Here is a 12,576-nt window from a genome sequence, read left to right on the forward strand (position 1 = left end):
CCCTCTCCCATCGGAATGGGCGAGGGAGCAAAGACCTTGTTTCGTGTCATGGTGGGAGGGCGGTTGTGTTGAACATCAATCGTCTTTCTGGCGGCGTAAGACCCATTCGTCAACAAACAACCGACCCCCATACGCCGCCCCAAACCCCGATAGGGGATGCCACGAACCCTGCAAGGGGCAATAAGGGAGCGGCCACAACGGGGCCGCGGATCTTTAGCCCATAACCCGGCCGATAGGCCCAAGCCCCGAAAGGGGACAAACTCCGTTGAATGATGTGCAGATTGGTGTACACTGGCGCCATGAATAAGCATTTGTTGATATTTTCTTGGCCTTGTGGAGCGCTTTTATGAAAATCATGCAGTCCACCCGATTTCTGGCCTTCTGGCTGGTCGCATTCTTCCTGCATCTGGGATGGGGAGGCGTTGAGGCGCTGGCCATTGATGAGGCGCTGGTTGAAGCCAGTCGACTCAAGGGGATGGAGTTTCTGAAGTCGAAGCAGGAAGCTGATGGAAGCTGGATCTATGAAGGACACCAGGTCGGAATCACAGCACTCTGCACACTGGCCCTTATCGAGAACGGCGTCCCTCTCTATGACCCGGTGGTTGACAAGGGATACAAGCGCGTTCGTAAGGGTGTTGACGGAGACTTGAAGCAGACTTACGACCTGACTCTGGCGGCATTACTTCTGGCTCGGGTCGGGGATCGGTCGGATCGTCAGCTGATCAGAACGATTGGAACCCGATTGCTTGCGGGGCAATTGGAAAGTGGGGGATGGACATATTCCTGTCCTGTCGTTGATGGATCGACACTTTCGACTGTGTCAAAGGCCACCAAGAAAAAAGCTGGCGAAGGAGACAATAGTTGCACTCAGTTCGGCGTGCTGGGGCTTTGGGTGTGTTCCCGATACGGCGTTCCCATTGATGACGCAATGCAACTGGTCGCGACGCGCTTTGTCGATACTCAGAATGAAGATGGCGGTTGGCCCTATGCCCCCAAGTCAGAAAAAATCAGCAGCACTGCGTCCATGACATCAGCGGGTCTCTTTTGCCTGACTGTGGCCCGGGCCACCCGGATCAGGCAGGAATTGCAGAAACCAGGCACGATACGGTCTTCGGGAACAGCGGGGGGTGGAGAGAAGGCCACTTTGCTGGGTGACCCGATCTATTCCAAGGGCTACACGCAAGTGGCCTACTACGCCAAGGGGATCGGGCCTTCGTCTGCCCGCTATTTCATGTGGTCGGTGGAGCGATTGGGCGTGCTGCTGGGACTGGAAAAACTGGGCGAAGCCAACTGGTTTGATCAGGGGGCAACGGCCCTTATCAAAACTCAAAAGCCCGACGGTTCATGGCCAGATTCCAAGGAAAGCCCGGCAGATACAGCCTTTGCCATTTTGTTTTTACGTAAGGCAAACCTGGGAAGCGATATCTCTCGCCTGCTGAATGGTGAACCTGAAATGGCGTTCTGTATTCCTTCACGAGAAGGAAACCCACGGTTTGCCACACTTCAGGAAGCCATTGCAGCCACCAAGCCGGGCGAGACACTTCGGATTGATGGGAGCGGGCCTTATCGCTGTCAGAACGACGTTTTCAAACAGGATCTGACCATCTCGGCAGGGTTTGGCTACACACCCATTCTGGAATATGGCGTGGGATATAACGCCGATGGCTTGCGATACCGCCCTGAGAAAGATCAAGTGGCCCAGGCACTCTTGACGGTTGACGGGGGAACGCTGACGCTCGAAGGGTTGCGTCTGCAAATGGATCCTCCTTCAGGAACGACGGCGATTCCCTGGAAGATTCTTCAGGTCAACAGCGGCAAGCTGCGATTGCTCAACTGCGCACTTTCTGAAGGCTCCAAACGAGGGGTCGTCGCGGTTCGATCAACAGGTTCTGCCCCGCTGGTCATCAAGAACTCGCTGGTGGCAACCAGCAATACGGCCTTGCAGTTGGATGTTCAAAATGATCAGTCAGTGACCATTGATAACTCGGTCATTTTCTCGGGAAAAGGGGTTCAGATTTCCGGAACAGGGAACCTTTCAATCAACCTTTCTGCCAGCGTGGTTCATGCTCTGGAGGGGTTTGCCACCGACCGGTTTCAAGGGAGTCTGACGATCAGAGCCTTACATTGCGCCTTGAAATGTGACTCATTGGGTGCATCGCTTCTCGCTGCGGAGGGATCGACAAAAGGGCGTGCCTGGGAAGGCCGGGATAACGTCTATAATGTTTCCCGCTGGGTGGGAGCCAATGGAAAGTTGGTCGCCCAGGTCAAAGACCCGGCCAGCTTCAGCAAGTTTTTCGGAGGAACAGAATCTGATCCCTCGAAGCTGCTGATTTCCTTTGTGACGTCACGAAAAGCGGGGACATCATCACATGGCCTGAATGCACAGGAATGGGATCTTTCGGAAAAGAGCGAGTTGGCGTTTTCAGCGAAAAAATATGGAATTCTGACCGCAATCGCCGGGCCGGGCGGAGGATTCAGTCGCTTCCGTGAGGAAATCAGTTACAACCAATGGGTCAAGGGAGAAACTCCTCTCTCGGTAGCTGAACCGGAACCGTTGGCGAAGAACTGATGAACGAAGTTGACACTGCGAGGGGAGAAGATCTTGAGTCTTCTGGCAGCTTAACACCGCTGATCCTGCTCGAAGACGGCCCGCTTTTGGGTGTGTGGAAACCTGCGGGATTATTGACTCAGGGCGTGCCCGAAGGACTACCAACATTGGAGTCCTGGGTGCGCGACTGGATCAGGCAGCGCTACCAGAAGTCGGGGAATATCTATCTTGGTATTCCTCATCGACTCGATCGACCGGTTTCGGGCGTGATTGTCTTTGGTCGGAATTCCAAAGCCGCCGCAAGACTGGCCGAGGTCTTTCGGGAACGGCGTGTTCGCAAGACTTATGTCGCTGTTGTCGAGGGCCAGCCTCCTCAACCCAGTGGAACACTCTCCCACTGGCTTCTCAAAGAGGAAAGTTCCGCCCGAAGCCATGTCGTTCCCGAGGGAACTGCCGGAGCAAAAATCGCGACGCTGGAGTACCGGATCCTGGAATCACGGGCTGACCGGTCTCTCGTAGAAATTGATCTCCACACGGGACGAATGCATCAGATTCGAGTCCAGATGGCGGCCCTGGGCTGCCCGGTTGTGGGAGACGAAGACTACGGCAAGGCCCGCCTTGAATTGCCTTCGGAAGTTTCGACTGACATGCCCACTCCATTTCAGAGAGCAACTCCACAACGAATGGCGTTGCATGCCCGGCAGTTGGAAATCCCCCATCCCATCCGCTTTGATCAGGTCACAATCACGGCTCCCTTTCCACCAGAGTGGGCCAGCTATTGGCCAGCAGGGTGAGGGAAGTGACCTGGCCTGACACCTTCCCGACGAAACAGAAAAAGGTGCGTTGAATCTTTGCTCTTTCTGCTGCGAGAATGTCGCCAGAACATCAGAGGAATCGGGAAGCCAACGGACTCAGTGCATTGTCAAAGTACAAAATTCGGATCGCTTCTGTTGTTAAGTCCGACAACGGAGGACTTTGTGGCGACAACAACCCGAAGATAAAGCCGTGACACGGCACTCAGGCCAGCATCTCGTTCACGACATGACCATGCACATCCGTTAAACGGAAGTCGCGTCCCTGAAAGCGATAGGTGAGTCGCTCGTGGTCGATCCCCAGCAGATGCAACATCGTGGCATGCAAGTCGTGGACATGCACCGGCCGTTCTTCGATGTTATAGCCAAATTCGCAAGTCCGCCCCACCACGGTGGCTGGCTTGATCCCGCCTCCGGCGAACCACATCGAGAAACATCGCGGATGATGATCACGCCCATAATTTTGTGGCGATGGTCGGCCTTGGGAATAACTCGTGCGGCCAAACTCACCACCCCAGACCACCAGTGTGTCTTCCAGCAAGCCACGCTGCTTCAAATCTTGAACCAGAGCTGCCGATGCCTGATCGGTCTCCAGGCATTGCTTACTGATCCCGCCCGGCAAGCCACCATGCTGATCCCAGCCCTGATGATATAGCTGAATGAACTTCACCCCGCGTTCGGCTAACCGGCGTGCCAAAAGACAATTTGCAGCAAACGTGCCGGGCTTCTGACTGTCCGGGCCATACATCTTGTAAATATGCTCAGGCTCACCCGAGAGATCGGTGGCTTCCGGCACACTGGCCTGCATCCGAAATGCCATTTCATACTGCGCAATTCGCTGAGAAATCTCGGGGTCATGGGTTTCCTGTTGCCGCTCCATTTGTAATTGGGCCAAGGTCTGCAAGGCGGCCTGTCGATGCTCCCGACTGATTCCTGCCGGATTATTGAGGTAGAGAACCGCATCACTCCCGGCTCGAAACTGCACTCCCTGGTGCCGCGAGGGAAGGAACCCGGCCCCCCATAAGCGGGAATAAAGAGGTTGATCGGTTTTGCCGCGAGTGATCAGCACGACGAAGGCCGGCAGATTTTCGTTATCACTCCCCAGGCCATAATTCAACCAGGAACCGATACATGGCCGACCGGAGATCTGTGAACCCGTCTGAAGAAATGTGATAGCCGGGTCATGATTGATCGCTTCGGTATACATCGATTTCACGATGCAAAGGTCATCGACGATTTTGGCGGTATGAGGGAGAAGATGGCTGACCCAGGCACCGGCCTGGCCATATTGCTCAAAGCCAAATTTTGATCCGACCATGGCCAGTGTCGATTGATTGGCCGACATTCCCGTCAGTCGCTGGCCTTGCCTCACGGAATCGGGAAGTGGTTCACCAAATCGTTCGGAAAGGAGCGGCTTATAATCGAAGGTCTCAATCTGCGATGGGCCACCACTTTGGAACAGATAGATAATCCGTTTCGCTCGAGGCACGAGATGAGGAGCCGTGAGAAACGGGCGTGCTCCTTCTGATGCCGGTGCCGCCTGCTCACCGAATGCCTTTCCCTGAGCCTTTCGGCTTCCGGCCAGCAGGAGTTGCCCCAGCGCCAGGCCACCAAAGCCGTTGCCAGCTTTCATCAGCCAGTCACGCCGCGACTCACGCGAGTGATCGACTGCAAAAAAGCTGCTACGGGAGTCATTGGTCATCATGCTGCTCACTGCTGGCATCTCCCCGATTCTTTGGATCATCCCATCAGTATGATCTCATTCGGGGACAGATCATTCATTGAACCATGCAGCCTTCGCCATTCGCAAGACCTTGCAGGGAGGAAGGCTGCTGTCAATCTGGCTCAACGTCTCGGTTTGACCTTCCATTAAGTCTTTGTAGCCGGCTCATGTGATGATGGATTTTTCTTACCGCCCGCCTGTACGGCCAACACCGGTTGAGGACGTTCACCACTGCAAAGCACCACCAGCAGGTTGGAAATCAACTGATCCCGATCTCCGGCATCCAGATCAAAGCCACAGGCCTGAAGCTGGCCAACAGCGTCTTTCACAATCTCGACGGCTCCTTCGACAATCGTTTTACGGGCGTCGATCAAAGCCATGGCTTGCTGCCGCATCAGCATGGCCTGCGCAATTTCTGGGGCATAGGTCAGGTCATTCAACCGGACAATCAGCACGCGGATTCCGGCGGGGTTCACGGCTTCCTGAAGTTCTCTCACATAGGCCGTTGTGACGGTCTCGCTTTCTTTCTTCAGGCAGGCAATCGTGGGATCAGCCGACTCATAAGGAAAGAGCGAACTGACACGCTTCACCACCGCACCGGCCTGATCGCTGAGAAACTGGTGATAGTTGGTCACATGCAAAGCAGCTTTGATGGTGTCTTCGACGCGATACACCACCACGGCACTGATCAGCACCGGATTCCCATTCTTTTCCACCACGGTTTCTGTGGCGAGATTATGAGTCGTGTCGCGGGTTGAAATCCGTTGAATGGATCGTCCCACGGGGTGAATCCAGCGGATCCCTTCGGTTTTTAACGTGGTGAGATATTTCCCGAATCTCAACACCACGAGTTCTTCCCGTGGGTTCACCACAATAAACCCAAATAACAGGATCGGTGGAAAGAGCACAGAAACCGCAACGATCAGCCCCAACTCCATCATGCCTGCGGTTTCATTCGAGGGTTCGGTGAAATTGTGCGGAGAATTCGCCACGGACATCGCCTTCCTTACACTGCCTGAGGGTTCTGGAACATCTTCCAATCTGGCCTTCGATAAGACCATGGATCAGGTCGGCATTAGTGGGTCAAAAAGTTTTTTTCACACCACCACTACTGATCACGTCGGCACAACTTCAAATTATTCCGCTCGGGACATGGTCAGGTTCAGGCATTGGACGATGTGGTCAACTTGGGTCGTGTTGAGTTCACCACCCTGCAAAAAACCAAAGAGCTGTTCCCGGGAGAGGCCTGTCTTCGCGAGAAGAGTCACAATCGAGACCACCCGTTGAGACTGGATTTCCCGACGAAGAAACCCCGAAAATGTCATTTCTGCCGAAGCTCTTTGCGTGCGTGCCAATCGCTCCCGAATTTCTTCTTTTTCGTTAAGTGCTTCAGCCGCTCTGGCTTCGACCGCTGCCCGACTGGTCTCTGGCGTTTTCATCGCTCCCGCTCCTCTTATCTAGCTCGTAGAACGTGAAGTCTCTCCCGTCGGATCAAAGATGCCGGTCTGAATTTCTTCCCTTTTCATCTCGCCTTCATGCAGTGCCCATCAGCAACCAGGTTTGGGCCTCAGGCTGGATTGTCGAGATTAAAAAACGGATCCTGATTTGCTCTGCCCCCATCATTGCCACAGCCTGATAACGTCTCGTTGAAACATCTTCCCCGAATGAATGAAAATGAATTAACATCAACATCAGTAACAACTTAGCGTTACCGTGACAGACGTTTTTTTGGGTGAGGATTCAGAGAGAGGCAACCGTTCTCAAGCTCCCACATGAACCTGTACGGGCCGGCGTTGTCCAGAAGAGATTCTTCTGCCGAACTTGTCTCTCACGGCGGTTAGCTGCCAAACAGCACACCGTTCGGTAGAATCGATGACGCAAGAATCAATGTCGCAAAAGACCCAGGGAGCACTCGCCTTCTCTCTGGCCTTCCCGGTAAACACCACCGGCGGTTGAGCCTGCTGCATGACTGGCAAACTCCAAAACCAAAATAAAGCCGACACACGGCACCAGACCATATCCCTTTTTCAGCCACCAGCTTAGCCTGGCCAAGGAATCCCTGAACGTGAAGTTTGAAACCCGCTGTGTCCATACTGGTGTTGATAAAGACTCGACTTACCTGAGCGCCACCACACCGATTTACCCCACCTCGACTTTCCGTTGGGAGAATCTCGATACTCACCGCGGGTTTGATTACACCCGCAGTGGCAACCCCACTCGGAAAGCCCTGGAAGAAAATCTGGCAGCCCTCGAAGGAGGGATTGATTGCCGGGCCACCTGCACCGGAATGTCAGCCATCGTCGCGGCCATGCAACTTGTCTCTCCCGGCGAGCATGTCATTGCCGGCCACGATATTTACGGTGGAACCTATCGCCTCTTCGATAAAGTTCTGAGAGAACAGGGAATCGACTTCACCTTCGTCGATATGTCGAACCCTGCCAATGTTGAAGCCGCCTTCAAACCCAACACCAAATGTGTCTGGCTGGAAACACCCTCCAATCCGTTGTTGAACATTGTCGACCTCAATGCGATCACCAAAATCGCCAAGGCTCACGGGGCCATCTCCATCGCCGACAACACGTTCCTCTCGCCTTATTTCCAGCGGCCACTGGATCATGGTGTCGATGTCGTCATGCACTCAACCACCAAGTACCTTAACGGCCATAGCGACGTGGTGGGCGGAGCGGTGATCTGCAAATCAAAAGAGCACGCCGAACGCATCAGCTATGTCGTCAACGCCATGGGGCTGGGTTGCTCGCCATTCGATGCCTGGCTCGTCCTGCGTGGGGTTAAGACTCTCGGCCCACGCATGGAAGCTCATCAGCGAGGCGCTTCGGCTGTGGCTCAGTTCCTCAACGAACACCCCAATGTTCAAAAGGTTTACTACCCCGGCTTGCCCACACATCCCGGCCACGAACTTGCCAAAAAGCAGCAGTTCGGTTTTGGAGCCATGGTCAGCTTTGAATTGAACGGCGGACGCCCTGCTGTGGAGAAGTTCCTGGCTCAGCTCAAACTGTTCCAACTGGCCGAATCGCTGGGTGGGGTGGAATCGCTGGTCGACTATCCCGACACCATGACGCACTCTTCGATGTCAGAAGCTGACCGCCGGACAGCGGGCATCACGGCCAACACACTGCGACTCTCGGTGGGTATCGAGCATCCGGATGATCTGGTCGCCGATCTCGCCGCTGGCTTGGCAGCCGTTGGTTAATGCCGTACCACGGCTTTGTCCTGGAGTGGGATGCGCAGCAACGTCCTCCGTTGTCGGACTTGACGGCTCGTTCCACCCCGCTTTCTCGATAAGACAGTCCACTTGGACGGGAAATCTGGTCATACTGAAGCTCAAGCGGTAGGTTAATCCTGCCGCTGAAGCTCGGTTATGGGGATAATCTCCCCCGTATTGCAGGATGCTTAGCGCTGCTTTTCACAGGAATCGCCCGATGGAACTGCGACGAAACCCCACGCGAGCCGTCCGAGTTGGAAATTGCACCATCGGTGGCGGTGAGCCGATCGCTGTGCAGAGCATGACAGCGACTCACACGCAAAATATCGACGCCACTGTGGGGCAGGTGCTGGATCTCCAGAAGGCTGGCGCGGATGTGATCCGCATTGCCGTCGACAGCCCCAAAGATGCCGCGGCACTTAAAGAAATCCGCTCGCAGGTGACGGCCAATCTGTCGGTCGATCTTCAGGAGAACTATCGGCTGGCCGAGTTAGTCGCTCCTTATGTCGACAAAATTCGCTACAACCCGGGGCACCTCTATCACCACGAGCGATCGAAGCCGTGGCAGGAGAAGGTCGCTTACATTGCAAAGGTCGCTGCCGATAACGACTGTGCCTTGCGTGTCGGGGTGAATTGCGGCTCGGTCGACCCTGCCAAGAAAGCCGAAGATTACGGCGGTGATGAAAACGGCCCCATGCTGGCCAGCGCACTGGAGCATTGTGATTACCTCGATTCGATCGGTTTCACACGCTATGTCGTGTCACTCAAAGACTCCGATCCCCAGAACGTGATTCTGGTCAATAAAGAATTCGCCCTGAAGCGTCCGGATATCCCCTTGCATCTGGGCGTGACAGAAGCCGGTCTGCCACCGGATGGTGTGATTAAGACCCGGATTGCGTTTGAACAGCTCATCAGTCAAGGGATCGGCGATACCATCCGCGTTTCGCTGACGGTTCCCAACAACCGCAAGCACGAAGAGATTGAAGCGGGCCGCAAGATCATCGCCGATATCGCTGCGGGCCGCGTCCGTTCGTTCGTCGACTTCGGCCTGAAGACGATGAACATTATCAGTTGTCCCAGCTGTTCACGTGTCGAAAACGAAGCGTTTATTGATCTCGCGCAGCAGGTGAAAGAGATGACGACCTACGCGCAGGATCACAAAATCACGATCGCTGTGATGGGCTGCCGGGTGAACGGGCCGGGTGAAACGGACGATGCGGATCTGGGGCTTTGGTGCGGCCCCAACCATGTGAATCTCAAGAAAGGCCCTGTGGAACTGGGGCATTTCAAATACGACGAAATTCTCCCTCGCTTGAAGGCCGAACTCGACCAGATCATCGCTCAGAAAAGCGTTGCGTCTTAAAATGAAGCTGCTTGCGTCTCATCGCCGAATGCGGCTGAGCGATTGACCGCTTGCCAGTCGCTCGATTTCGTCGACACTGGCCAGCGTGAAATCACCGGGGATTGTGTGCTTCAGCAGGGCCGCAGCAAACGCAAAGTTCAGCGCCTCCTGTGGTGACTGGCCCAGTAAATGGCCACGAATCAACCCGGCAGCCAGCGCATCGCCTGTTCCAATCCGATCCACAGGCATGATCTCAGCCACTGATGTATGAACCACCGTCACCGCCCCCTTCTTGGCATCATTCACTAAAAGCGACGCAACATAGAAGTGATGTCCAAGTTCGTTAACGACTCGATCCGAGTAAAGAATGACTGGAATCGTGAGTTTCTTTTGAAGTGCCCGCAGGCTGGCTTCGCGACTTTCTCTCGTCGGGGGTGAGGCATTGATCGAAGGCACGTCAAAGAATTGCTCAGCATCCTGTTCGCTACCGATCAGCACATCGACATAAGGAAGCAAACTCTGAAACACTGGTCTGGCCGCATCGATTGACCAGAGCGCGCTGCGATAACTGACATCAAAGCTGACGGTGATCCGATGAGAGCGGCAATGTTCCAGAGCCGCAAGGAGCGATTCGGTCACAGGAACCCCCAGCGCCGGTGCCGTTCCTGTGAAGTGAAACCAACTGGCTCCGCTGAGAATGACCGGCCAGTCAAAATCCGCAGGGACAGACTGACTGAAGGCACTCCCCTGACGATCATAGATCACTTGTGGGCCGCGCTGCGTGGTGCCGTTCTCTACGAAGAAAATCCCCAGACGATTTCCACCGCGTGCGACGTGTGACGTATCAACGCCATGCTTGCGGTAGGCTTGAAGGCAGGCTGTGCCAATGTCATGTGCCGGCACCTTGCTGACATACCGTGAGTTCATCCCCCAATGGGCCAGCGCCACGGCCACGTTGGCCTCACCGCCAGCAAAGCTCATCTTCAGGTGATTGGCCTGCAGAAAACGTTCACTGCCCGGAGGATCAAGACGCATCAAGGCCTCGCCGAAACAGACAATCGGCCCCGTTTTCATAGACAGATCCTCGTGGCTCATGATGCAATTACCTGATAAAAATAGGAGGGAAGCTTATGAAAAGCCTCGAATCTCTGCTGCTGTCTGGCTGGCCTCTTGTGTGACGCCGTCTCTTCAATTTCGGGATGATGAATCAAAAAGAATGTGGCCAATCAGTCACATCATCCTCGCCATTTTCCCGCCAAAATTTGTCGCTGCCATTGTCAAAATGATGAATCCCTCAAGACAATGAGGAAACATGTCAGAAACTGATGTCGTCCACGAGATTGCCGTCTCTTTTCGAGCCATGACTCAAACCCTGTCAGCGGATTGCCATAATGCCGGAGAGTGATCCTGCGGAAAATATCCCTGTGGGAGAAACTCCTCCCCAGGTGGCAGGACATGACATTACAACCACAAGCGATCTGCCGCTGAGCTATCGTTGTCCTGGAGAAGCCTATTCCATCAGCCGTTCGGTTCATCTGGCTCGGCTCGCCACGCATTATCCGGTCTGTCGCCATTGTCCCTCCCGGAACGATCAGGGAGCATTGCCCGTATCGTTTCCTGTTTCATTACAGCTGGAAAACCGTGAAACCGAACTTGTGACCGAGACCGGGATTCGTGCCGTCTATCTCAACGTGCTGCATCGTGCCCGCGCCATGCAGTGGGGAAGGGCGATTGGCAAAACGCTATGGGAAATGGCAAAGAACGAAGTTGTCGTCGACCAAAGCCATCGAAGTGAAACTTCTTCAGTGCCGCGCACCCTGCCAACCGCACACATTGTAATCGGGCATGATGAGCGGGTCAGTTCCCCGGAAATTGCTGCTGGTCTGGTCAAAGGATTGCGTCAACAGGGAATCACCGTCTCCGACCTTGGTTTTTGCCGTAAACCTGACCTGATCAGTGCCATGTCGACTCATGATGCCTTGTCAGCACTTTTTGTCACCGGTTCAGGATATGGGCCAGCCTGGACAGGGTTTGATCTTCTGAGAAAGGATGGGCTTGCCTGGGAAACTGAGGGACAACTGGCAACGGTGAGTCGTTATTTCGCTACCAATGATTTTTCGCATGCGTCTGAGCTGGGTTCCTATTTTCCGATACGTATCGTGGAGCAGGATCTTTCTTTACAGCAGGAATTTCATGCCTTACGTCCGCTGACTATTGTCTGCTCCAGTGAAAATGATCTGCTCGTCAACCGGCTTTCGCGACTATTAGAGCATCGACCCTGCCGGTTAATTCATCAGATGCTCCCCAGTGCTCATCGTGATCTTTCCAGTCAAGCCACCGCGTCTCTTGCCGCACTTCAGGATGCGGTGAAAACCCATCAGGCTCATCTGGGTTGCTATTTTGCGGCTGATGGAGAGACATTTGCTGCGATTGATGAGCGGGGCGAGTGGCTCAGTCATCAGCAAATCACTGTGCTTCTCATGAGTGAGCTGGCCACAACGCAAATCATAGAGACTCAGTCAGGACCTGGGGCAACTGATGCCTTGCCCGTGATCTGCCTGGCCAGCCAGATTTTCGACGAATGGCAGCCAGTATTCACCGCGTTAGGCTGCCGGTGTGTGGCGGGTGGCCAGACACCGGCTCAACTGGGACGTCATCTGGTGGAAAGCGGTGGCTTGATTGCTGCGGGAAACTGGCCAAGATGGTGGCTGAGGGAAGAGGCGTCAATCCTGTGTGATTCGATGCGTGTGTTCGGCACGTTGTTAAGATCGTTGAGCCGATCCGACGAAGCCTGCTCTGTTCACATCGCCCGCCTGATGAAAGCAGGAACTCTCCGCGATTCTTGAGTTGCCAAAGCGGCTGGTGCAGCGGTTGAGATGGTTCGTAATTTTCTTCGCAGTTTGTTGCCGGGTCGATTAAACTCGTAAC

General features: G+C 54.6%; 10 protein-coding genes. 6 read left to right on the top strand and 4 right to left on the bottom strand.

The window, feature by feature from the left end; genetic code table 11:
* Positions 1-346 precede the first annotated feature (346 nt).
* Both SH287x_RS16875 and SH287x_RS16880 read left to right on the top strand, forming a co-directional pair.
* Positions 347-2,569 (top strand): prenyltransferase/squalene oxidase repeat-containing protein, encoded by a 2,223-nt coding sequence (locus tag SH287x_RS16875; RefSeq protein ID WP_479515554.1) that lies wholly within the window; start codon positions 347-349, stop codon positions 2,567-2,569.
* Entirely contained in the window at positions 2,569-3,342 is a 774-nt protein-coding gene (locus SH287x_RS16880) for an RluA family pseudouridine synthase (RefSeq protein WP_479515555.1), read from the top strand. Before SH287x_RS16875 ends, SH287x_RS16880 begins: the two co-directional genes overlap by 1 nt.
* A gap of 223 nt (positions 3,343-3,565) precedes the next feature.
* Here the strand turns inward: SH287x_RS16880 and SH287x_RS16885 are convergent, their stop codons facing one another.
* The 3 genes from SH287x_RS16885 to SH287x_RS16895 all read right to left on the bottom strand — a co-directional run bounded on the left by SH287x_RS16885 (position 3,566) and on the right by SH287x_RS16895 (position 6,522).
* Positions 3,566-5,062 carry a DUF1501 domain-containing protein gene (locus SH287x_RS16885; protein WP_479518721.1) on the bottom strand — a complete coding sequence of 499 codons (1,497 nt, stop codon included), beginning with the start codon at positions 5,060-5,062 and terminating at the stop codon, positions 3,566-3,568.
* A 167-nt stretch (positions 5,063-5,229) separates the two neighbouring features.
* Positions 5,230-6,081 (bottom strand): SPFH domain-containing protein, encoded by an 852-nt coding sequence (locus tag SH287x_RS16890; protein ID WP_479515556.1) that lies wholly within the window; start codon positions 6,079-6,081, stop codon positions 5,230-5,232.
* 138 nt (positions 6,082-6,219) lie between these two features.
* Positions 6,220-6,522: a hypothetical protein gene (locus tag SH287x_RS16895; protein WP_479515557.1), complete on the bottom strand. Its 303-nt coding sequence runs from the start codon at positions 6,520-6,522 to the stop codon at positions 6,220-6,222.
* A gap of 626 nt (positions 6,523-7,148) precedes the next feature.
* On the opposite strand from SH287x_RS16895, the gene SH287x_RS16900 reads away from it, so the two are divergent.
* Positions 7,149-8,294, top strand: a complete 1,146-nt coding sequence (locus SH287x_RS16900; protein WP_479515558.1) for a trans-sulfuration enzyme family protein — start codon at positions 7,149-7,151, stop codon at positions 8,292-8,294.
* A 229-nt stretch (positions 8,295-8,523) separates the two neighbouring features.
* A complete protein-coding gene (gene ispG, locus SH287x_RS16905) occupies positions 8,524-9,669 on the top strand; it encodes a (E)-4-hydroxy-3-methylbut-2-enyl-diphosphate synthase (protein ID WP_479515559.1) in 1,146 nt (381 codons plus the stop codon).
* A gap of 18 nt (positions 9,670-9,687) precedes the next feature.
* On the opposite strand, the gene SH287x_RS16910 is transcribed toward ispG, so the two are convergent.
* The gene (locus SH287x_RS16910; protein WP_479515560.1) at positions 9,688-10,743 is read right to left on the bottom strand and encodes a PfkB family carbohydrate kinase; all 1,056 of its coding nucleotides are present in this window, start codon (positions 10,741-10,743) and stop codon (positions 9,688-9,690) included.
* Between SH287x_RS16910 and SH287x_RS16915 the strand changes: the two genes are divergently transcribed.
* Positions 10,742-10,954, top strand: coding sequence for a hypothetical protein (locus tag SH287x_RS16915; RefSeq protein ID WP_479515561.1), 213 nt, complete (start codon positions 10,742-10,744; stop codon positions 10,952-10,954). The two genes, SH287x_RS16910 and SH287x_RS16915, sit on opposite strands and share 2 nt — an antisense overlap.
* An 85-nt stretch (positions 10,955-11,039) precedes the next feature.
* Complete coding sequence (locus SH287x_RS16920) at positions 11,040-12,494, top strand: hypothetical protein (RefSeq protein WP_479515562.1); 1,455 nt, start codon at positions 11,040-11,042, stop codon at positions 12,492-12,494.
* Positions 12,495-12,576 lie beyond the last annotated feature (82 nt).

This window comes from Planctopirus sp. SH287 (assembly GCF_056500625.1).